Here is a 21,311-nt window from a genome sequence, read left to right on the forward strand (position 1 = left end):
GGTAAGCGCAGCGCCACCGGGCACGTTATCAGCGCATTAAGCCTGACGTTTATCTTCGGTATTGGTCTCGAAATCGCTCGCCGCATGGCGCTCATGCAGCTGTTCGCTCGGCTCGCCAAAGGTACGGTTAACGATACGCCCGCGTTTCACCGCCGGACGCTCGGCTACCTCTTTCGCCCAGCGCTGGACGTTCTTATAGCTGCCCGCATCCAGGAACTCGGCGGCGTTGTAGACGTTGCCGAGCACCACGTTGCCGAACCACGGCCAGATGGCGATATCGGCGATGCTGTACTCATCCCCCGCAACAAAACGACCACGGCCTAACTGCTTATCCAGCACGTCGAGCAGGCGTTTGGACTCCATGGTGAAACGATCAATCGCATACTCAATCTTCACCGGCGCGTAGTTGAAGAAGTGCCCGAAACCGCCGCCGAGGAACGGAGCCGAGCCCTGCAGCCAGAACAGCCAGTTCAGGGTTTCGGTGCGTCCCGCCGGATCTTTTGGCAGCAGGTGGCCGAATTTCTCTGCCAGATACAGCAGGATATTGCCGGATTCAAATACGCGCAGCGGCGGGTTCACAGAGTGGTCACGAAGTGCCGGAATTTTCGAGTTCGGGTTCACGTCGACAAAGCCGCTGGAGAACTGATCGCCTTCGCCGATGCGGATTAGCCAGGCATCATACTCCGCGCCCGTCACGCCGAGTGCCAGCAGCTCTTCCAGCATGATGGTGACTTTCTGGCCGTTTGGCGTGCCCAGGGAATATAGCTGGAGCGGATGCGCGCCAACCGGCAGTTCTTTCTCATGCGTGGCGCCAGAAACCGGGCGATTGATATTAGCGAACGCGCCGCCGTTGTTGTTCTGTTTCCATTCCCACACTTTCGGTGGCTGGTAAGTGTTGTCGGACATGTTGATCTGCCTTTTGAGTGATGTGTTGAGGCAGTGTAGCAGGAGATTCGTGAAGGGTTTAACGAACTGAGCGCATAAGGATATGCGCTATTCCCGAATGCGCTTATATATATCAAATTCGTTATAAGCTTAATCGAAAATCGCATTTTCATTGTTAATGCGCAATATGACAAAGCTGCATATGATGCTCTCGAATAAATATAAGTTGGCAATATAAAATACTATTGAGGCAAGGAGTTAGTGAGATATGCGCAAGCTACTGTTATCTGCTGTTCTGGTGTCTATGGCATTGGCCGCCGCGGGCTGTGACGATGCTAAAAAAAATGAAACGGCGAACGCGCCAGCAGCAAAAAGCGACGCGCCAAAAGAGGGCGGCTCGCTGATTATCGGTATCACCTCCGGCGACCCGCTGGCCGTGAACCCACTTTACGCCAGCGACCGCACCACGCTGACCATCATGCAGGCGCTCTACGCTCCCTTCTACAGTTTTAACGACGGCAAAATCGAATGGGGCCTGGCCGAAAGCCTCACGCCGTCCGCCGATAATCTCAGCTACACCCTGACCTTAAAACCGAATCTGAAATGGCAGGACGGCCAGCCGCTGACCGCCGAAGACGTGGTGTTCACCTTCAATAAACTCCTCGAAGCCAAACAGCACAGCTTCTTCCGCAGCATGTTTACCTACGGCGGTAAGCCAGTAGAAGTCAGTAAGGTCGACGATCGCACCGTTAAGTTCACCTTACCGCAGGTCAGCGCGGCCTTTGCCGGAACCCTGGTGCAGATCTACCCGATTCCGGAACATGTGTTCGCGAAAGAGGACGATCTGGAAAAGAGCACTAAAAACGATGCGCCGGTCGGTTCCGGCCCGTTCAAATTTAAAGAGTATCGCGCCGGGCAATACTACTCTCTGACCCGTTTCGACGATTACTGGAACGGCAAAGCGAAGCTCGACTCCGTGACCTATCGTTTTGCCAAGGACAGCAACTCGGCGAACCTCGCCCTGCAAAACGGCGAAATCAATCTCAAGATGGTCGATCCGCAGGACGTCAGCCGCCTGAAAAATACCGGGAAATTTGATTTTGTGGTCTACCCGGAAGGCCGTCTGGCGTACATGACCTTCAACCAGAACGTCCCGGTAATGAAAAGCAAAGAGCTGCGCCAGGCGATTGCGTATGCCATCAACAAAGACGAGCTGACGCAAACCGCGTTCACCTCGCTGGACTACGCCAAACCGGCCACCTCGTTCCTGACGCCGGACACGCTCTATCAGACTAATGACGTTGAGCAGTACAAGTTCGATCAGCAGAAAGCGAAAGATCTGTTGAAAGCGTCCGGTGCGCCTGCCGACCTCAAGCTGCGTCTGGCCTACGTGAACACCAACAAAACCCAGGAGAGCATGGCGCTCTACATTCAGCAGCAGCTGAAGGGCATCGGCGTGAACGTCGAACTGATGCCGCTGGATTCCAACGCCATGTCCCAGCGCAGTCTGGACATGAACAACACCGCATGGGAGCTGAACCTCGGCGGCTACATCATGGGCGCGGAGCCGGACGGCTATAAATCCCTGTTCATGAGCAACGAAGCCTACAACTACGCGCACTACAAAAATCCGCAGTTTGACGCCCTGTGGGACAAAGGCGCGGTGGAGACCGACGCGGGTAAACGCGCGGATATCTACAAGCAAATTCAGCAGACCGTGGCGAACGACATGACCTACTACCCGATCGCCTACACCAACGCGACGGTCGCGGTGGATAAACGTTTCGGCGGCACTCAGGAAGCGGAGCCAAAACCGGTTTATATGTTCCAGGATCTTTCTAAAATCTATCAAAAATAAGCGGTTGCCCCGGTTTTGCGACCGGGGCTTTTTGTAAGGGCAAGTCGTGAACACATTACTGACGCGTCGGTTGCTGCAGCTGCTGCCGATGCTTTTCTTTATTTCGCTGGTGGCGTTTTTGCTGGTCAAACTCGCGCCCGGCGATCCGGTAGCGGCGTACATCACGCCGAGGATGGCTCCGGAGGATATCGAGCGTATCCGCCAGAGCATGGGGCTGGATAAGCCATTAGTGACGCAATATGTGCTGTGGCTTAAAAACGTATTGCAGGGCGATCTGGGCTATTCGTTGATTTACCATCGCCCGGTGCTGGAGATGATCGGCGAGCGTATTCCGGCCACCCTCGGGCTGATGGGCGCGTCGCTGCTGATGGCGATTGTGCTGGCGATCCCACTCGGCCTGCTGGCTGGCGCATTCAAACACCGCTGGCTGGATCACATCCTGAACTTATTCGCCTATATCGGCATTTCGGTGCCGATTTTCTGGTTCGGCATTTTGCTGATCACCGTCTTCGCCGTGCAGCTCAACTGGTTCCCCAGCATGGGGATGCGCACCATCGGCATGGACGACAACTGGCTCGACGTGGTGCGCCACGGCGTGCTGCCGTGCATCGCGCTGACCTTCTATAATCTCTCGAGCTACGTGCGCTACATCCGTTCGAACACCATTTCGCAGCTATCCGCCGACTATGTGCAGACCCAGCTGGCGTACGGGGCCACGCGCACCAGTATCCTGTTCCGCCATGTGCTGAAAAACGTGCTGCTGCCGGTGATCACCCTGTTTGGCCTGTCGTTTGGCGAGCTGGTGGTCGGAGCCTACGTGACCGAAAGCGTCTTCTCCTGGCCAGGCATGGGCCTGCTTGGGATCCAGTCGATCACCTCCCTGGATTACCCGCTGATCATGGCGATCATCATGCTCTCGTCGATGATGCTGATCGTCGGCAACCTGATCGCCGATCTGCTCTATCGCTTCGCCGATCCCCGCATTCGTACACTGAGGTAACCCCGGATGAGCAGACGCTGGCAACAAGTTCGTCACCAGCTGCGCCGCAATCGTCCGGCGCAGTTCTCCTTATTTGTCCTGTTTATTTTTATCGTTGCGGCCCTCTGCGCGGGGCTGAGTCCTTACGATCCGGATCAGATGTCGCTCGGGGCGCGTACCCTGCCGCCTGACGCCGCGCACTGGTTTGGTACCGACGAGTACGGGCGCGACTACTTCACCCGCGCCCTGTACGGCGGGCAGATCTCCCTGATGGTCGGTTTCCTGGCAATGCTCTTTTCGACGCTTATTGGCACCCTGGTGGGCACCATCAGCGGCTATTTTGGCAGCTGGCTGGATAATCTGATGATGCGCGTCGTCGATATTCTGATGGCGATCCCGGCGTTTTTCCTGCTGCTGGTGGTCAATGCGTATCTCAAGCCAGGCGTGGATAACATCATCTTCATTATCAGCCTGCTGACGTGGATGAGCATGTCGCGGCTGGTGCGCGCGGAAACCCTTTCGGTGAAAGAGCGCGAGTATGTTCTGTATGCCCGCGCGTCGGGCGAGCATCCGCTGCGCATTATTCTGCGTCACATTATTCCCGGCGTGCTGCCGACGATTATCGTGGCGGCGACGCTGAATATCGCTTCCGCTATTCTGATGGAATCGACCCTCAGCTTCCTCGGGCTCGGCGTGCAGGCGCCTGCCGCGTCCTGGGGGAGTATGCTCAACAACGCTCAGTCGTACATTGGCGAAGCCTCGTGGCTGGCGATGTTCCCCGGTATTTTGATTTTGCTGACGGTGTTCAGTTTTAACGTGCTGGGCGATGTGTTCCGCACCGCCTTTGAGCCGGGAGCGAACCGCGATGAATAACTTATTAGAACTCGATAACCTGCACACCGCGTTTCGCACCCGCGACGGCGAGGTGCAGGCGGTGCGCGGCGTGAGCTTTCATGTGCAGGCGGGAGAACTTGTCGGCATCGTCGGCGAATCCGGCTGCGGGAAAAGCGTCACCTGCAAATCGATCATTCAACTGCTCGGCAGCAACGGACATATCTCCGGCGGCAGCATCCGTTTTCAAAATGAAGATCTGGCGCGCAAAACCCCTGAGCAAATGCGCAAGATCCGCGGAAACGAGATTGCGATGATCTTCCAGGACCCGATGACTGCCCTGAACCCGGTGGTGACCATCGGCAGGCAGATGACGGAGATCCTGGTGCGCAACAAAGGGCTGTCCAAAAAGTCGGCCAGAGCCGCGGCCATCGCCATGCTCGACCAGGTGGGGATTGCCGAAGCCGAGCGTCGCTTCGAGCAGTACCCGCACGAGTTTAGCGGCGGGATGCGCCAGCGTGTGATGATTGCCATCGCGCTCTCCTGCAACCCGAAACTGCTGATCGCCGACGAACCCACCACCGCGCTGGATGTGACCATTCAGGCGCAAATTCTGCGCCTGCTGAAAAGTCTGCAGCAGCAGACTCAGACCGCCATTTTGCTGATCACCCACGATCTCGGCGTGGTGGCGCAGGTGTGCAGCCGCGTGGTGGTGATGTACGGCGGGCAGGTGATGGAGGAGGGTAGCGTGGAGGATATCTTTTATCGCCCGGCGCACCCGTACACTCAGGGTTTGCTGGCGTCGCTCCCGCGACCGGACGAGGCCAATCAGCGACTGTCACCCATCGAAGGCACGCCGCCTGGCTTGCTTAATCCACCGCCGGGCTGCCCGTTTGACGAGCGCTGTCCGAAACGGATGCCGCAGTGTGAGCGCCAGCCCGCATTCTATTCCGTCGGGGAGGGCCACCGTGCGGCCTGCTGGTTATGGGCCGATAAGGAGGTTCAGGCATGAGCGAGCAAAACAGTCCTTTAGTGAGCGTACGTGAACTGCGAAAACACTATCGGGTTCAGGGTGGGCTGCTGCGCAAAGGCGTGGCGGTGAAAGCGGTCGACGGCGTGAGTTTCGATATTCAGCGCGGCGAGACCTTTGGTCTGGTGGGCGAATCCGGCTGCGGAAAATCAACGCTTGGGCGGGCGATGCTGCGCCTGTTTGATATCACTTCCGGCGAGATCCACTTTGACGGGCAGGAGATCGCCCAGGCCAGCGAGAAACAGCTCAAGCCTCTGCGCAAACGCATGCAGGCTATTTTCCAGGACCCGTACTCGTCCCTCAATCCGGGCATGACGGTACAGCAGCTGGTGGCCGAGCCGATGCAGATCCACGGCTACAGCCGCGAGGAGCAGCGGGAACGTACTGAAACTCTGCTCTATAAAGTCGGGCTCAAACAGGAACATCTCCAGCGCTTCCCGCACGAGTTCAGCGGCGGTCAGCGTCAGCGCATCAGCATTGCGCGCGCCCTGTCGGTGCGCCCGGAGTTTGTGCTGTGCGATGAGCCGCTCTCGGCGCTGGACGTGTCGGTCCAGGCGCAGGTGGTGAACATTTTGCAGGACCTGCAGCAGGAGCTGGGGCTGACCTATCTGTTTATCGCCCACGATCTGTCGATGGTGCGTCATATCTCCAGCCGTATCGGAGTGATGTACCTCGGCAAGCTGGTGGAAGTGGCCCCGGCGGGTGAGCTCTATTCCCATCCGGCGCATCCCTATACCCGCGCGCTGCTGGCCGCCGTTCCGCTGCCCGACCCGCGCATCCGCCACCTGGAGCAAGCCACCCTGCGCGGAGAGATCCCCGGCCCCACATCAGTGCTTCCCGGCTGTAAGTTTTGCAGCCGCTGCCCGCACGTGATGCCCGTTTGCCGGTCACAGGAGCCCGCAATGCAGGAGATCTCCCCCGGACATTTCGCAGCGTGTTGGCTGTTTAAATTGTAACGAACCGCAGTAAACCCGTAGGCCGGGTAAGGCGCAGCCGCCACCCGGCACAAAGACCGCACAGAACAAGTAGGCCGGGTAAGGCGCAGCCGCCACCCGGCAAAAGCGGCGTTGCGGCCTGAACGCCGGGCGGCGCTAACGCTTGCCCGGCCTACAATGGCCAGGGCCTACTCTGTACCACGGCGCTTTCTCAGGTGTATGATAATTCCACTTCTGTCAACGCGCAGACGACAACCGTCATCCTCTTGCCGCCTGCCTTTTTAGGTTGGATTCATGCGAAATAATGGAAAGTTAAGCAGTGACGCTCCGTTTGGGACGTTGTTAGGTTATGCGCCGGGTGGCGTGGCAATTTACTCCTCGAATTACAGTAGCCTTGATCCGCGCCAGTACCCCGAAGACGCGGAGTTTCGTAGCTATATCGGCAACGAATACATGGGCCACAAATGGCAGTGCGTCGAGTTCGCGCGCCGCTTCCTGTTCCTCAACTACGGCATGGTCTTTACCGACGTCGGCATGGCGTGGGAGATCTTCTCCCTGCGCTTCCTGCGCGCCGTGGTCAACGACACCATTTTACCGCTGCAGGCCTTTGCCAACGGTTCACAACGCGCGCCAAAAGCCGGATCGCTGCTGATCTGGCAAAAGGGCGGTGAGTTTCATGAGACCGGCCACGTGGCGGTCATCACGCAGCTGATGGGCGATAAAGTCCGCATCGCCGAGCAGAACGTGATCCATTCGCCGCTGCCGGTCGGCCAGCAGTGGACGCGCGAGCTGCGCCTGTCGGTCGAAAACGGCTGCTACACCCTGCACGATACCTTCACGGATACCACCATTCTGGGCTGGATGATCCAGACTGACGACACCGAACACAGCCTGCCGCAGCCGGAAATTGGTGGCGAACAGCTGAAAATCAGCGGCGCGCGTCTGCCCAACAAACGCCAGTTCGACGGCAAATGGCTCAACGAAAACGATGCTCTCCAGCAGGCCTATGTTCGCGCTAACGGCCATGTGATCAACAAAGATCCCTGCCAGTATTTCACCATCACCGAAAGCGCCGAGCAGGAGCTGATCAAGGCCACCAACGAGCTGCATCTGATGTATCTTCACGCCACGGATAAGGTGCTGAAAGACGACAACTTGCTCGCGCTTTTCGACATCCCGAAAATCCTCTGGCCGCGCCTGCGCCTCTCCTGGCAGTGGCGTCGTCACCATATGATCACCGGTCGTATGGATTTTTGTATGGATGAGCGCGGGCTGAAAGTGTACGAATACAACGCCGATTCCGCCTCCTGCCATACGGAAGGGGGCCTGATCCTCGAAGAGTGGGTGAAAAACGGCTATCGCGGAACCGGGCACAACCCGGCGGAAGGCCTGCTCGAAGAGCTGACCGGTGCGTGGAAGCACAGCAACGCACGCCCGTTCGTACACATTATGCAAGACAATGATATCGAAGAGGATTACCACGCGCTCTTTATCCAGCGCTCCCTGATGCAGGCCGGTTTTGAGACCAAAATCCTGCACGGGCTTGAGGCGCTGAGCTGGGATAAAGCAGGACAGCTGGTGGATGACGAAGGTCGCCCGGTGAACTGCGTGTGGAAAACCTGGGCGTGGGAAACGGCCATCGAGCAGGTGCGTGAAGTCAGCGAAACTGAATACGCCGCGGTGCCGATCCGCACCGGGCATCCGCAGAACGAAGTGCGTTTAATTGACGTCCTGCTGCGCCCGGAAGTGCTGGTCTTTGAACCGCTCTGGACGGTGATCCCCGGCAACAAAGCGATTCTGCCGGTGCTGTGGCAGCTGTTCCCGAACCACCGCTATCTGCTGGATACCGACTTTGAAGTCAACGAACTGCTGACCCAAACCGGCTACGCGGTCAAACCTATTGCCGGTCGCTGCGGCAGCAATATCGATCTGATCAGCGCCGAAGAAGAGCTGCTGGATAAATCCAGCGGCAAATTTGTCGATCGCAAAAACATCTATCAGCAGCTGTGGTGTCTGCCGAAAGTGGACGGGAAGTACATTCAGGTCTGCACCTTTACCGTCGGCGGCAACTACGGCGGCACCTGTCTGCGCGGGGATGATTCGCTGGTGATTAAGAAAGAGAGCGACATCGAGCCGCTGATTGTGGTGAAGGACAACTAGCGCGTTCACCGCGTTGAGGCTGCAACTGAACATCCGCAAGTGACCCTTGCGGATGTTTTTTTATGGGCGGGCGAAACTTTTGTTCGCGGGCTAACGAACTATTATTCAGATAGCCCACTTTTCCCCGATGGAGTTGACCATGAAAACTTTGAAAACCTTGTCCGCCGCCGCCGTACTGACGCTTTCACTCTTTTCCATGAACACCCAGGCCGCGCTCGAAGCCGGAGCCAAAGCGCCAGACTTTACCCTGCAGGGCGCGCTGGGTGGTAAACCGCTGACCTTTACATTGCAGCAGGCGCTGCAAAAAGGGCCGGTGGTGCTCTATTTCTTCCCGGCGGCGTTTACCAAAGGCTGCACGCTGGAGGCCCACGCGTTTGCAGAAGCGACGGATGATTTCAAAAAACTGGGCGCGACGGTGGTGGGGGTGACCGCCGGGAATGTCGATCAGGTGGATGAGTTTTCGAAGCTCGAGTGCCGCGATAAGTTCACTGTCGCCGCCGATCCCGGTGCCAAAGTGGCGACCGAGTATGAAACCCTGATGAAGGTGAACGGCAAAACGCTCTCGGATCGCACCTCGTTTGTGATCGCGCCGGACGGCAAAATCCTGCTCAGCTACACGGACCGCAACCCGGATGCGCACATTCAGAAAACGATGGATGCCGTGAAGCTTTATGCGAAATCGCACTCGTAATTAACGCCGACTTTCGCCTTCGAGGTTCGCTATGTTAACCGCCATTTTTGCCGCCTTTCTGGGCGGCGTGATCCTGAATTTCATGCCCTGCGTCTTTCCGGTGATCTCCCTGAAAGCGCTGGGGATCATGCGCCATCAGGGCGACACCGCCAGCGCACGGACTGAAGGATTCGGGTTTTTGCTCGGCGTCATCTTTACCATGATGGCGCTGGCGGCACTGCTGCTGGCATTGCGCGCCGGGGGAACGGCTGTCGGATGGGGCTTCCAGCTGCAGTCTCCGCTGGTGATCGCCGTGCTGGCGCTGATTATTCTCGGGGCCGCGCTCAACCTGCTTGGGGTGTTTGAAGTCGGGCTGTCGCTCCAGCGAGCCGGGGAGATCTCCGTTGGACGCGGGGCGTTTGTCCGTTCGGCCCTGACGGGCGCGCTGGCCATTATCGTTGCCACGCCGTGCTCCGCGCCGTTCATGGCGGGGGCGGTAGGCTACGCGCTGGTTCAGCCGCCTGCGGTTTCGCTGGCGATTTTCTTTGCTCTGGCGCTCGGTTTTGCTGCCCCCTTTACCCTCGTCTCGCTGTTCCCGGCGATAGCTCGTCGACTGCCGCGCCCCGGCGCGTGGATGGACGTGCTGAAACGCGGACTGGCCTTCCCGATGCTGGGCGCTTTTGCCTGGCTGGTGTGGGTCCTGGCGCAACAGGCCGGGACTACGGCGCTGGCGGTGATGCTGGCGAGCGCTGTGGTGGTGAGTTTTGCCGCCTGGCTGTATGGCATCGCCCAACGCCGACGCTATCTCGGGCAGTCTTATCGAGTGCTGCTGGCGTTCACGGTGGCGTTTTTTGTCGTGGCGATTGCGCCGTTGCCTAAGGCAATCAACACCGGATCGGCACAGCCCGCTAACCTGGTGGCGGAAAACGTCGCGCCGGTGAAGTGGTCGCCGCAGAGCGTGGAAGCGATGCGCGGTCACGGCAAAGCCATCTTTGTGAACTTCACCGCGTCATGGTGCATCACCTGTCAGGTGAACGATCGCACCTCGCTCTCGACGCAGGCGGTGAAAGAGGGGATGGCGCGCACCGGCGCGGTCTATATGGTGGCGGATTCCACCAAATTTAACGCCGATATTGATGACGCGATGAACGCCTTCGGGCAGGGCGGATTGCCGCTGTACGTGGTCTATCCGGCGGACGGAAGCGCGCCGAAGGTGCTCCCGCAGGTGCTGACGCCGTCGATTGTGGTCAACGCCCTGAATCAGGCGGCTGACAAAAAAGCATGAGGTAACCGTCATGGCGGAATATGGATAACGGGTTTGCCCCGCGCGAGGCCTGGCCTGAGCTGATGACTAAAGCGCAGGCCGGGGATCGTCACGCCTATACCCAGCTGTTGCGGGCAATTGTCCCTGCGATTCGCACCCTCGTGCGCCGCCAGATCTCCGACCCGGTGCTGGTGGAGGATGTCATTCAGGATGTGCTGCTGACGGTGCATCGGGTGCGCCATACCTACGATCCGGGCTGTCCCTTTTTGCCATGGCTGATGGCGATTACCCAGGCCCGCACGGTCGATGCCATGCGCCATCGCGGGCGGACATTGCGCCGCGAGACGGATACGGAAGCGGCGCTGGTGGACGTCGCAGCCACGGAGAGTGCGGAACATCAGGACGTTCAGGAGGAGTTGACGCTGATCCTCGACAGACTGCCCGCGCGCCAGCGGGAAATCGTGGAGCATATTCACCTGCAGGAAATGACCCTTGCGCAGGCCGCAAGCCGACATAATTTGACGATCCCGGCGGTGAAATCCCTGCTGCACAGGGCCATCACCTCTCTTCGCCGGATGGGAGCGAACCATGACCGATCATGAGCTGTTAATTGAAAAACTGAGCCAGCAGGCGCTGCCCGTCAAACGCCCCTGGCCCGACGGCTGGCGTGCACTGGCGTGGACGCTGATGGCGCTCCCGAGCGGGTGGCTGAGCAGTTTGCTGTTACAGCGCGTGGCGACGGACTGGGCGCAGTCCGGGGCGTTTTTGGCCCTGCTTCAGCTGGGACTGACGTTTGTGATGGGCGTTCTGGCGATCCGTAACGCGTTTTTACTCAGCATTCCGGGCCGTCGCCCGCTGAGCTGGAAAGGGTTTATGCCGCTGCTGGTTCTGTGGCTGGGCTGCGTGCTGGCGAATCTCGGGCAGACATCCCTGACGCATCATCTGGATGAGGTGAATTGCTACGTCTTTATGATGACCGTCAGCGCGCCGATGATGCTGCTGGCGATCGGTTATTTGCGGCGCACCCGCAGCCTGCATCCTCTGCAAAGTCTCGCCACTGCAGGCGCGGGCGTGGCCTGCATGGCGCTAACTTTGCTGTCGTTCTGCCATCCGGTCGAAGTGCATCCGCTGGATTTTGCGCTGCATCTGGCGGCGATCTTCACCATTGTGGCCGCCACAGTGGGGCTGGGGTGGAGGTGGGTGGCGATTCCACTGCCTTGATGATTCTATCTGACATTAGAGGGTGTTCCGTTCACCTTATGTTCAGCAGAATATAAAACCTGTATCACCTGTGAACGTGACAAGGGGGCTACGCGGCCCCTTGTCAATCCCCGCGCACCGCCATGAAATCGGTGCTTCGCACTGCGCTCACCTCCCGGCCTGCTGCCTGCGGTCGGCTCGACTCGTGATTACTCGTCCCATCCATGGGACTCGCCCCTTAGGGGCCAGCGCAAGCGCTGTTCAAAATTGCTCCCGGCAATTTTGTCCTGTCTCGTTTCGCCTCTGGCCGCCATCCCTGACGTCCAGCCCTTGTCATCCGGCCTCCGGTTCGCCGATTTCTGCGGGGACCCACACCGGTGCCACATTCAGACAGCTGTGAAGGTTGAGGGAGCGGGAGTCCGGCTGAAAATCGCTGAGGCGTTGACTGGAGGCAGGGGCGACGCACAGGGATGTGCGTCGAGGGCGCGACTTACAGGGATGTTACCTGCGCCCGTCCCCGTCAGCCGGAAGGAATAAGCTGAAGGCACCGCGAAGCGGCGATTTTCTTTGCCGGGAGCCGGGATTGTTAAGGGGGCGGCGGCCCCCTTAACACGTTCCCCGCAGAGAAATGGACAGGAAGCAGAAAAACCAAAGTGAACGGAACGATTCCACTGCTTTTTCAAAGGGCTTTTGAACGCGTTCAGCGGTCAGCAGCCCTCACATTAATCAGAACATCTTCCGCAGTCGCAGACTGAAGGTGTGTGCCTGATAGCGATCGCCCGCCTGCAGATCGTAGCGCGCATCCAGGCTCAGGTCGTTCGCGTCGTACAACGTGCTGCCGACTGCAACGCCCGCCATATCCTCCACTGGCGACGCGCCTTTGGTGATAAAGCTGGTTTCACCCACGGCATCGGCGGCATAGGTCGCATGGCTGCTCACCTGGCGGTTATCGTACTGATGGATCCAGGAGACCTGCGCGAACGGCGTTAGGTTGCCGATACCCGTCGCAAAGGTTCTCTCGACGCGGGCCCCGATGTCGCTCACGACCGACTGGGAATGCGTGCTGCTCACGTCCAACGCCATGCCGTTGCCGCCGGTTTCCTTATAGTCATCAACGTGTTGATAACCATAGGTCAGGCTGGCGAGCGGCGTGATCACCACGTCGGCTGGCAGTTTGACCGGATAGCCGAACTCCGTTTGCAGGGTGACTGATTGACCGTTGAACTTGCCCTGAGCAGCGCCGGAGAAGCCGGTGAAGTCTGCGCGGCGAACGGAGCTGTAGTTCTGGCGGTTCACACCCGCTGAGAGATTCAGATACCAGGGGGAGCCCGTATAACCGGCGTAACCGATGATGCCGTAGTTGTCTGCGGTGGAGGTGTTACCGCTCAGGTTGCCTTTTCCGTGAACGGAGGTGTTGCTGTAGTTCACGGCAGCGCCCAGACGCCAGTCGTCGCCGAGCGAGCGGTCAGCGCCCATGATCAGGCCGCCAAATTTCGCCGTATAGCCGCTGATCTCAGCCGTGCTGTCCTGACGCGCATAGCCGCCAAACGGCTGGCCCCAGACGATCCAGTTGCTGGCGTAGTCATCCCCGGTCGCCACGCCGCTGGTGCCGGAGGTGTGCGGATTGCGCACCGCATCAATGTGCGCACCGACCACGGCCTGTGCGGTGGAGGTGGCTACCGCAGCCGCTGAGCTGGTGTTGAGATTCTGACCCGGAGAGAGTTTCTCGCCCGCGCGGTTGGCTTCGTCTTTGCCTTTAATCGCCAGCGAGGCGTTATACAGATCCAGCAGCTGTGGAGAAGAGATACCGGTGTAGCTCGCCAGACCGCCCAGTGCCGCGGTGGCACCTGGGATAGTCGCCAGCCCAGGTTTCGGCGTTGGCTGAGTCGGCGGCGTAACGACAGGTGGAGTGACAACGGGCGGTGTCACAACCGGAGGCGTCACCACAGGTGGAGTGACAACGGGCGGTGTCACAACCGGAGGCGTCACCACAGGAGGAGTGACAACAGGCGGTGTCACAACCGGAGGCGTTACCACAGGTGGAGTGACAACAGGCGGTGTCACAACCGGAGGCGTTACCACAGGTGGAGTCACCACTGGCGGCGTGACAACCGGAGGCGTCACAACCGGTGGAACCACCACTGGCTCCGCGCCGACGGTCAACACCAGCGCCTTATTCGCGCCGTCCTCGTAGACTGAGCCATTCACCGCGCCGTGATAGCCAATCGCCTGATAGTTCAGCTTATCCGCGTTGTACTCCGTCCCCGAGCCTGTGGCAGTAATCACCACATAACGCTGGCCTTCAGCGAACTGATAGGTAGCACCGGTGCGCAGCAGATTAACGCTGGAACCCGCGTCAACCGTGGCGTTGCCGCTGACGTTCAGGCGGCCATATCCGGTGTCGGCGGTTAAAAAACCGTTTTGCGTGGCCAGATCGGAGATGCCAGAGATAAGCGTAGCGGCGGCTTTCTGGTGATAATCCCCGACAATCGAAATGTCGCCGTTCACCTGCAGCGCTGCACCATTGTTCTGTACTGTCACAGCATTCACGTTATCGTTCAGCAGCAGGGAACCCGTACCAAAAATCACCTCTGAGCTCTGGCTGGTGATCTGACCAATGCCATTCTGACCGGTGAGCGTTCCCGTGGTATTTGTGCCGCCATTAATGGTTAACGGCGTTGAACTTTGGGAGAAAATGTCCCCCTTAACCGTACCGCTGTTGGTGAGCGTGACGTCCGCGCTGGAATTGGTATAGGTAAATACATACAGGGCGGTGCTTCCCCCGCTCAGCGTACCGTTGTTAGTAATAAGCGTGGCGGGATTTTGATCGCTGTAGCTTGTGAGATAAATTCCGTACAAACCGCCGGTGATTTCACCGTTGTTAACGATCTCTGCGATGGAATTGCCGCTGGAGCTGTTAGCATTGATGCCGTTATTAATCCCGGCGATGCGGCTGTTATTTTCGATAGTGCCGATGCTGCCGTGGTTGGTAATGCCGTCCGCGCTGCCGCTAATTAAACCATCGTTAATAACAGAATTGATCGTTCCCCAGTTCACAACACCTGCACTGCCGAAATAATTGAGGGTGCCGGTTTGAAGCGTTCCGGTATTGTGCAGCGTGCCAATGAGACCCTGGTTGTAAATGGCCCCATTTTGTCCCGGCATCGGCATCATATTATTATTGGCGGCGGTAATAACGCCATCATTGGTTAAATAATCAATGGTGCCCGCGTTATTAATCCCGCGATAGCCCGTGATCGTTCCTGTGCTGGTATTGAACAGATTAAGGATGTGGCCGTTATTCCCCACTGCGCCAGTATTGTTCGAACCGAGAAATATATTATTCGGCATATTCTGGATGGTGCCGTGGTTAATAAAACTATCCACGACCCCGGTGGGGGTGACTGTCACAATGCTGCCCGTACGGAAGGGATCGAGGTTTTCAATGATTCCGGTGTTGCTGAATTCAGTTATCGGTGCATCAATGATAACGTCCGATGAAGCGATAGAGTGTGTCGTCAGCAGCCCCTGCGCCGCCGTTGAAGCCACCAGCAAAGAGATCAGCTGGCTTAGATATTTTTTTCTCATGGTGTGCCGTCACAAAGTTGCGATTGTTGTAAAAATTGCAGATAAATAAACTTCGGATTAATCCGATATTGTTCGGGCGCAGAATATACAATTTGTTGCAAAAAACAATAAGCTTTGCTTAATTATTTCTGGGTGGAATTATCCCATAGAAATAGTGTTGTTTTTAATTTTACTTAAGTGATTCGCGGATATGTGGGTTAAAGAGAATATATTCTTCGCAGTCTTATTGATTAGCTTATCTTTTTTATTTACAGGCTGTGCTGAAGTACAACCACGCAATACGGCGAGCCAAATTGCGCAACAGGCAGGTCTTACCAGAGAGAATGTGCAGACAAACGCCTTTCTGGTTGCCAGCTGGAGCCGAATGACCCCGCCGGTGAGGTCATTACACGTCTACATCGAAGGGGATGGGTTTGCCTGGCAAAGCCGCACGCGGCCTTCGGACGATCCAACGCCCCATAACCCGGTCGGCCTGACGCTGGCCGCTGCCGATGCGCACGCCAGCGTGCTGTATCTCGCCCGACCCTGCCAGTTTACCGGGCCGCCGTTGCCCGCTGAGTGCAGCGTTCGCTGGTGGACGGAGGATCGTTTTTCACCCGTCGTACTGGAGTCAATGAACGAGGCGCTCGATCGGTTTGTGGCGCGCTACCCAGGCGTTCAGCTTGATTTAACGGGATATTCGGGCGGCGGAAATATCGCGGCGCTGCTGGCGGAAAGGCGAACGGACGTGCGCTCGCTACGCACGGTGGCGGGGAATCTGGATGTCGCTTATGTGAATGCGCTGCATCAGGTGAGCGCGATGCCCGGCGCGATCAATGCCATCGATCGCGCTCAGGCGCTGCGTCATATCCCGCAGCTTCATCTCAGCGGCGAGGCCGACAAAACCGTTCCCCCGGACGTCGCCCGCCGTTTTGTACAGGCGGTTGGCGGAAACTGTACTCGCACGGCCGTGATAAGCGGGATGAGCCATGGCTCTGACTGGGCCGCTATCTGGCCGCAATGGCTGGCACAGGGCGTGCCAGCCTGTTAGCAGAACATCTTAAAGATCTTCTTCATCCTGCATTATGGCGCTGCGGCCACCGTCCATCACGATAGTGGTCCCCGCAATAAAGCCCGCCTTATCGCTGGCGAGGAACAGGCATAATTCGCCGACTTCATCCGGGCGACCGATACGCCCGACGGGGTGTTTTTTGATGGTGCGATCGCGGGCGATTTGCGCGTCGGGGTGGGAATCAAACCACGCCTGGTTGCCGAGAGTATCAATAAAGCCGGGGGCGATGCCGACGGTGCGGATCTCCGGGCCCCATTCAATCGTCAGGCTCTGCACCAGTGAAAGCAGGGCGCGTTTGCTGATGTTATACGGCGCGCAGCCCGGCATGGTGGAAAACGCATGGTTTGAGGTGATGATGATGATCGTCCCCTGGCTTTTGCGCAGCGCCGGGCGGGCGCATTTCGCCAGATACCAGTGCGAGCGCAAATTCAGACTGAAGTTGTGCTCCCAGTCGCTCTCTTCGCAGTCGATGCCTTTGAAGACATTTTTCCCCGCATTCGACACCACAACATCGATTCTGCCGAACAGTTTTTCTGCGCTGTCGACAAACTGCTGAATCGCCTCCGTGCGGGTGACATCCACGGAAAAATAGAAATAGCGATCCGGATAGTCGCTCAGCATTTGCTGCGCGGCGGGTGCTTTTTCCAGAGCGGAGAAGGCGCAGCCAATAACGATATCGCCGTTATCTAAAAAAGTCTGCGCAATGGCCTGGCCAATACCCTGGCTGGTGCCGGTGACAATGACAATACGGGGTGTTTTTTTCGTGGTCATGTTGAACCTCATTGCAGGCTGCGGGCTGGCCGCAGCCCTATGATCATAGCTGGAATTGGTGAATAAACTGGTGAATGAGCTGCTCGTCTTCCGGCGTGAGTTTCCATCCCGGACGACGACAGTAATCGCTGGCGATAATGCCCCGGCGCGTGAGGATGGTTTTTTCCACCTGGATGATGTATTCGCAGTGGCTCATCCAGCGCTGGATGTACGGCAGCAGGCTCTGGTGCAGCGCTTCGGCCTGCTGGATTTCGTTGTTCAGCCAGTGGCGATAGATACGCACATAGACTTCCGTGAACGAGCAGCCCGGCATCACGCCTTTGCCGCCTGCAGCCAGCATTTGCAGCATGTACAGCCCGGCATAACCGTTCAGCACGCTGGCCTGCGGGGCTTTCGCCAGAAACTCGCGGGTGTAGTCGACCGGCGGATTGCACTCGATTTTAAACACCGCATGGGGATACCGGGCCGCGATCGCCGCCATCTGCTCAGGGGTGATCGGCAGGCCGGTTTCGCCCGGTGCGTACTGGACCATCACCGGAATATCCACCGCTTCGAGGACGGCAAAAATATGTTCCTGAATTGCCTGCGGGCTCGGGCTCAGGAAGAACGGAGGGAGCAGCATCAGGGCATCGACGCCGAGTTTCGCGTAGTCGCGGGCGCGTTTTACCGCCTGTTCCGTGCTGTGGTCCGTGACCGACATCGCCCGATACAGCGGGCTCCCGGCGAGGGTGGAGACAAACAGCTGCGCCAGACGGTCCCGTTCGTGATCGTTGAGCTTAGGAAATTCGCTGGCGATACCAAACAGCGTGGTGCCCTGAGCGCCGCTGGTGGCGAGGTGCTCCAGCAGGCGGACCATGCTTTTCTCATCCACGTCGCCGTGGGCGGTGAAGGGCATGGCGACAATTGGGTTAACGCCAGCAATGTGCTGCGCGGTGTAGTGGGTCATCAGTCGTCCTCCCGGTCTGCCAGCACCGCGCCTTGTGCAGCAGGCAACGCCCAGCGGCGATAGAGGCGCAGGAAGCCGCGCGGCACCTCTTTGTTGACCGGCTTCCAGCTTTCGCGGCGGGTGGCGAGTACCTCTTCTGCCACGTGCAGCGTCAGGGTGCGGGTCGGAATATCAATCGAGATCTCGTCGCCGTTTTCCACTAAGCCCAGCTCGCCGCCGTCCACCGCTTCCGGTGAAATATGACCGACAAACAGGCCGCGGTTGGAGCCGGAGAAACGTCCGTCGGTGATCAGCGCGCAGCTGTCCGACAGCCCCATGCCTTCGAGGGATTTCATCGGCTTGTACATTTCCGGCATGCCTGGCCCGCCTTTCGGCCCTTCGTAGCGCAGCACCAGCACGCTGCCCGGCTGAATTTCTCCGGACATAATGGCTTCGACGGACTCCTGTTCGCTGTTGAACACCACCGCCGGGCCGCGGAACACCATCAGGTTTTCCGGTACTGCCGCCGGTTTCACCACACAGCCAAGTGGCGACAGGTTGCCGTGCAGCACCGCCACGCCCGCCTCGTTACGCACCGGAATAGCCAGGGTGTGGACAACCTCCGGACGGCTGCTGCGTTTGGCCTGCGCCAGCAGTTCGCCTTTGGTTTTCCCGGCCACCGTCAGGGCGTTGAGATCCATCAGGGAGCTGATCTCTTTCTCCACCGCCTGCACGCCGCCCGCTTCCCAGAAGTCGATCATGTCGTGTTCCGAAGCCGGATAGAGCGAGGCGACCAGCGGCACGTGGTGGCTCATTTCGTCGAAGGCGGAGAGCGGCAGATGGCCGAGTTCGGCTTCGTAATGGATCGCCTGCAAATGAAGGATCGCGTTGGTGGAACCGCCGGTCGCCAGCAGGTAAACCATCGCGTTGCGGATCGATTCCGGGGTGATGATTCGGCGAGCGTTGACGCCGTTCTGCACCAGTTTCACCGCCTGGCGGCCCGTCTCGGTTGCGCAGTCGCGGCGCGCCTGAGACACCGCAGGCAGCGTGCTGCTGCCCGGCAGGCTCATGCCGAGCACTTCGCCGATGCAGCACATGGTATTCGCCGTGCCGTACATGGTGCAGGAGCCAGGGCCAGGCTCGGCGATGTTCTCGATATGGGCGAACTCTTCTTCGCTGATCTCACCGCGTTTTTTCCAGCCAATCGCTTCGGTAACGATGTTGCCGTCCCAGTGTTTGCCTTTGTATTCCGCGGGGTACATCGGGCCGCCGTTGACCATAATGGCCGGAATATCGAGGCGCGCCGCCGCCATCAGCATCGCCGGAACGATTTTGTCGCACGACCCGAGAAGCACCATCCCGTCGAAGCGGTGGGCGCGCATCATCACTTCGATGGAGGCGGTAATCACCTCGCGCGCGGCGAGAATATAGCGCATACCGAGATGGCCCTCGGCGATACCGTCGCACGGGGCGATGGTGCCGAATACCATGCCGACGCCGCCCGCCTCTTCAATGCCTTCCAGCACTTTCGCCGTCAGTTCATTCAGATTGGCGTGGCCCGCCGTGGCATTGGTATAGCTGTTCACCACGGCAATCACCGGGCGGCGCAGTTGTTCGTCCGTATGGCCCATCGATTTGTACAGCGCACGTTTCAGCGCGCCGTCATCACCTTCAAGGATTGGGTTGAAATGCGTGCCACAGCTGGCACATCCTCCACATCCACTCATATGCTTTATCTCTTTCTACGTTAACGACTGATGTGATGCGCAGATTCAGACTGCACATCGCTCTGTTCGGGTTCAGGGATCACTTTTTTCGGGTTTGCCAGACGGGCGGGCAACGTCAGGATTAGCGGAGCGCACAGCAGCAGAAATCCGGCAAGAATGTACAAACCGGTGTCGGTGCGCCCGGTGGCATCTTTCAGCCAGCCCAGCACCGTCGGGCCGAAGAAACCAGCGAGGTTGCCCACGGAGTTGACGAAGGCGATACCTGCCGCCGCGGCGGTACCGGAAAGCAGCGCGCCGGGCAGGCTGATGTAAGTAGGGATTAACGCCAGGGTGCCGGACATCGCCAGGCAGATCCACGCCATCATCCAGAAGGTCGATCCGCTGCAATACGCGCTGAGTGCAAGGCCGACGCAGCCGATCATCGCCGGAATGGCAATGTGCCAGCGGCGCTCCTGTTTCAGATCCGAGTGACGGCTGTTCCACACCATAAAGCACGCGCCAAAGACGTACGGCAGGGCGGCGAGCAGGCCGATGTGGAAATCATCGCTCACGCCGGAGCTTTTGATGATCGACGGCAGCCAGAAGTTGATCCCGTAATAGCCAATGTTGAAGCTGAAAAAGACCAGCGCCAGCAGCCAGACGTAGCCGTTGCTGAGCATCCCTTTCAGGGTGCTGTCGACCTTGCCCTGGTTAGCGCGTTCGCGGTTGGCGGCATCTTTCGCCAGATCGTCCACCACCACCTGTTTTTCTGCCTCGGTCAGCCATCTGGCGGACTTCACGTCGTTATCCAGATAGCGCAGCACCACGAAGGCCAGCAGGAATGACGGGATCGCTTCGACCAGGAATAGCCACTGCCAGTTATGCAGCCCGTCGACGCCTTCGAACAGTTTGAGGATCAGGCCGGAAAGCGGGCTGCCGATAATGGTCGAGAGCGGCGTCACCAGGATAAATAGCCCCAGGGTGCGAGCGGAGCGCCAGGACGGGAACCACAGGGTGAGATAGAACACGATGCCAGGGAAAAAGCCCGCTTCCGCCACGCCGAGTAAAAAGCGCACCACGTAAAACTGCGTGGGGGTGGTGATGAAAATCATCGCCGCCGACAGCACTGCCCAGGTCGCCATGATGCGGGCGATCCAGAAGCGTGGCCCGAAGCGCTGCATCAGCAGGTTGCTCGGCATCTCAAACAGGAAGTAGCCGATGAAGAAAATGCCCGCGCCCAGGCCGTAGACCGTGTCGCTGAAGTTCAGCGCATCCTGCATGTGCAGCTTGGCGAACCCGACGTTGACGCGATCCAGGTAGGCGAAGAAATAGCAGAGGATCAAAAAGGGGATCAGACGGCGCGTGATCTTCGCGTAAACCTGCGATTCGGCGGCCTTTCCTGACGACTCTTTTGCAAGACTCTTGTTCATGACGACTCTCCAGGATGCGGCGGCCTTG

17 protein-coding genes are annotated in these 21,311 nt (G+C 58.6%); 11 read left to right on the forward strand and 6 right to left on the reverse strand.

Going from position 1 to position 21,311, the window contains the following annotated elements:
* Positions 1-36: 36 nt before the first annotated feature.
* Entirely contained in the window at positions 37-906 is an 870-nt protein-coding gene (yghU, locus tag AC3WS9_RS03660; RefSeq protein WP_492486775.1) for a glutathione-dependent disulfide-bond oxidoreductase, read from the reverse strand.
* A gap of 247 nt (positions 907-1,153) precedes the next feature.
* On the opposite strand from yghU, the gene AC3WS9_RS03665 reads away from it, so the two are divergent.
* The 10 genes from AC3WS9_RS03665 to AC3WS9_RS03710 all read left to right on the forward strand — a co-directional run bounded on the left by AC3WS9_RS03665 (position 1,154) and on the right by AC3WS9_RS03710 (position 11,833).
* Positions 1,154-2,743, forward strand: coding sequence for an ABC transporter substrate-binding protein (locus AC3WS9_RS03665; RefSeq protein ID WP_492486777.1), 1,590 nt, complete (start codon positions 1,154-1,156; stop codon positions 2,741-2,743).
* Positions 2,744-2,789: 46 nt separating this feature from the next.
* Positions 2,790-3,743 (forward strand): ABC transporter permease, encoded by a 954-nt coding sequence (locus tag AC3WS9_RS03670; protein WP_095283355.1) that lies wholly within the window; start codon positions 2,790-2,792, stop codon positions 3,741-3,743.
* A gap of 6 nt (positions 3,744-3,749) precedes the next feature.
* Entirely contained in the window at positions 3,750-4,595 is an 846-nt protein-coding gene (locus AC3WS9_RS03675; protein ID WP_492486779.1) for an ABC transporter permease, read from the forward strand.
* Positions 4,588-5,565: an ABC transporter ATP-binding protein gene (locus tag AC3WS9_RS03680; RefSeq protein ID WP_492486781.1), complete on the forward strand. Its 978-nt coding sequence runs from the start codon at positions 4,588-4,590 to the stop codon at positions 5,563-5,565. Before AC3WS9_RS03675 ends, AC3WS9_RS03680 begins: the two co-directional genes overlap by 8 nt.
* The gene (locus AC3WS9_RS03685) at positions 5,562-6,539 is read left to right on the forward strand and encodes an ABC transporter ATP-binding protein (RefSeq protein ID WP_285143956.1); all 978 of its coding nucleotides are present in this window, start codon (positions 5,562-5,564) and stop codon (positions 6,537-6,539) included. Before AC3WS9_RS03680 ends, AC3WS9_RS03685 begins: the two co-directional genes overlap by 4 nt.
* A gap of 273 nt (positions 6,540-6,812) precedes the next feature.
* Positions 6,813-8,678 (forward strand): bifunctional glutathionylspermidine amidase/synthase, encoded by a 1,866-nt coding sequence (gene gss / locus AC3WS9_RS03690; protein WP_492486783.1) that lies wholly within the window; start codon positions 6,813-6,815, stop codon positions 8,676-8,678.
* A gap of 139 nt (positions 8,679-8,817) precedes the next feature.
* Positions 8,818-9,369 (forward strand): peroxiredoxin, encoded by a 552-nt coding sequence (locus AC3WS9_RS03695; protein ID WP_492486785.1) that lies wholly within the window; start codon positions 8,818-8,820, stop codon positions 9,367-9,369.
* A 31-nt stretch (positions 9,370-9,400) separates the two neighbouring features.
* Positions 9,401-10,633: a protein-disulfide reductase DsbD family protein gene (locus AC3WS9_RS03700; protein WP_492486787.1), complete on the forward strand. Its 1,233-nt coding sequence runs from the start codon at positions 9,401-9,403 to the stop codon at positions 10,631-10,633.
* Between the two features lie 20 nt (positions 10,634-10,653).
* Positions 10,654-11,214 carry a sigma-70 family RNA polymerase sigma factor gene (locus AC3WS9_RS03705; RefSeq protein WP_492486789.1) on the forward strand — a complete coding sequence of 187 codons (561 nt, stop codon included), beginning with the start codon at positions 10,654-10,656 and terminating at the stop codon, positions 11,212-11,214.
* Positions 11,201-11,833, forward strand: coding sequence for a DUF1109 domain-containing protein (locus AC3WS9_RS03710; protein ID WP_492486791.1), 633 nt, complete (start codon positions 11,201-11,203; stop codon positions 11,831-11,833). The genes AC3WS9_RS03705 and AC3WS9_RS03710 overlap by 14 nt, the downstream gene beginning before the upstream one ends.
* 705 nt (positions 11,834-12,538) lie before the next feature.
* Here AC3WS9_RS03710 and AC3WS9_RS03715 read toward each other — a convergent pair.
* On the reverse strand, positions 12,539-15,400 hold the full coding sequence (locus AC3WS9_RS03715) for an autotransporter family protein (protein WP_492486793.1): 2,862 nt from the start codon (positions 15,398-15,400) through the stop codon (positions 12,539-12,541).
* 190 nt (positions 15,401-15,590) lie between these two features.
* On the opposite strand from AC3WS9_RS03715, the gene AC3WS9_RS03720 reads away from it, so the two are divergent.
* Complete coding sequence (locus AC3WS9_RS03720; RefSeq protein WP_492486795.1) at positions 15,591-16,430, forward strand: alpha/beta fold hydrolase; 840 nt, start codon at positions 15,591-15,593, stop codon at positions 16,428-16,430.
* 9 nt (positions 16,431-16,439) lie between these two features.
* Here the strand turns inward: AC3WS9_RS03720 and AC3WS9_RS03725 are convergent, their stop codons facing one another.
* From AC3WS9_RS03725 to AC3WS9_RS03740, 4 genes are read right to left on the reverse strand one after another with little or no spacing between them, the layout of a single operon-like run.
* Positions 16,440-17,222, reverse strand: coding sequence for an SDR family NAD(P)-dependent oxidoreductase (locus tag AC3WS9_RS03725; protein ID WP_492486797.1), 783 nt, complete (start codon positions 17,220-17,222; stop codon positions 16,440-16,442).
* A 43-nt stretch (positions 17,223-17,265) separates the two neighbouring features.
* The gene (locus AC3WS9_RS03730) at positions 17,266-18,168 is read right to left on the reverse strand and encodes a dihydrodipicolinate synthase family protein (RefSeq protein ID WP_492486799.1); all 903 of its coding nucleotides are present in this window, start codon (positions 18,166-18,168) and stop codon (positions 17,266-17,268) included.
* Positions 18,168-19,874, reverse strand: a complete 1,707-nt coding sequence (ilvD, locus tag AC3WS9_RS03735) for a dihydroxy-acid dehydratase (protein ID WP_492486801.1) — start codon at positions 19,872-19,874, stop codon at positions 18,168-18,170. Before ilvD ends, AC3WS9_RS03730 begins: the two co-directional genes overlap by 1 nt.
* Positions 19,875-19,894: 20 nt before the next feature.
* On the reverse strand, positions 19,895-21,283 hold the full coding sequence (locus AC3WS9_RS03740) for an MFS transporter (RefSeq protein ID WP_285143939.1): 1,389 nt from the start codon (positions 21,281-21,283) through the stop codon (positions 19,895-19,897).
* Between the last annotated feature and the right edge of the window lie 28 nt (positions 21,284-21,311).

It is taken from the genome of Lelliottia sp. EB106-05-01-XG201, from assembly GCF_058791735.1.

What these genes read in the sequence shown, in the direction of transcription:
- yghU (WP_492486775.1), bottom strand. Translation starts at nt 906, where the DNA reads ATGTCCGACAACACTTACCAGCCACCGAAAGTGTGGGAATGGAAACAG.
- AC3WS9_RS03665 (WP_492486777.1), top strand. Translation starts at nt 1,154, where the DNA reads ATGCGCAAGCTACTGTTATCTGCTGTTCTGGTGTCTATGGCATTGGCC.
- AC3WS9_RS03675 (WP_492486779.1), top strand. Translation starts at nt 3,750, where the DNA reads ATGAGCAGACGCTGGCAACAAGTTCGTCACCAGCTGCGCCGCAATCGT.
- AC3WS9_RS03680 (WP_492486781.1), top strand. Translation starts at nt 4,588, where the DNA reads ATGAATAACTTATTAGAACTCGATAACCTGCACACCGCGTTTCGCACC.
- AC3WS9_RS03685 (WP_285143956.1), top strand. Translation starts at nt 5,562, where the DNA reads ATGAGCGAGCAAAACAGTCCTTTAGTGAGCGTACGTGAACTGCGAAAA.
- gss (WP_492486783.1), top strand. Translation starts at nt 6,813, where the DNA reads ATGCGAAATAATGGAAAGTTAAGCAGTGACGCTCCGTTTGGGACGTTG.
- AC3WS9_RS03695 (WP_492486785.1), top strand. Translation starts at nt 8,818, where the DNA reads ATGAAAACTTTGAAAACCTTGTCCGCCGCCGCCGTACTGACGCTTTCA.
- AC3WS9_RS03700 (WP_492486787.1), top strand. Translation starts at nt 9,401, where the DNA reads ATGTTAACCGCCATTTTTGCCGCCTTTCTGGGCGGCGTGATCCTGAAT.
- AC3WS9_RS03705 (WP_492486789.1), top strand. Translation starts at nt 10,654, where the DNA reads ATGGATAACGGGTTTGCCCCGCGCGAGGCCTGGCCTGAGCTGATGACT.
- AC3WS9_RS03710 (WP_492486791.1), top strand. Translation starts at nt 11,201, where the DNA reads ATGACCGATCATGAGCTGTTAATTGAAAAACTGAGCCAGCAGGCGCTG.
- AC3WS9_RS03715 (WP_492486793.1), bottom strand. Translation starts at nt 15,400, where the DNA reads ATGAGAAAAAAATATCTAAGCCAGCTGATCTCTTTGCTGGTGGCTTCA.
- AC3WS9_RS03720 (WP_492486795.1), top strand. Translation starts at nt 15,591, where the DNA reads ATGTGGGTTAAAGAGAATATATTCTTCGCAGTCTTATTGATTAGCTTA.
- AC3WS9_RS03725 (WP_492486797.1), bottom strand. Translation starts at nt 17,222, where the DNA reads ATGACCACGAAAAAAACACCCCGTATTGTCATTGTCACCGGCACCAGC.
- AC3WS9_RS03730 (WP_492486799.1), bottom strand. Translation starts at nt 18,168, where the DNA reads ATGACCCACTACACCGCGCAGCACATTGCTGGCGTTAACCCAATTGTC.
- ilvD (WP_492486801.1), bottom strand. Translation starts at nt 19,874, where the DNA reads ATGAGTGGATGTGGAGGATGTGCCAGCTGTGGCACGCATTTCAACCCA.
- AC3WS9_RS03740 (WP_285143939.1), bottom strand. Translation starts at nt 21,283, where the DNA reads ATGAACAAGAGTCTTGCAAAAGAGTCGTCAGGAAAGGCCGCCGAATCG.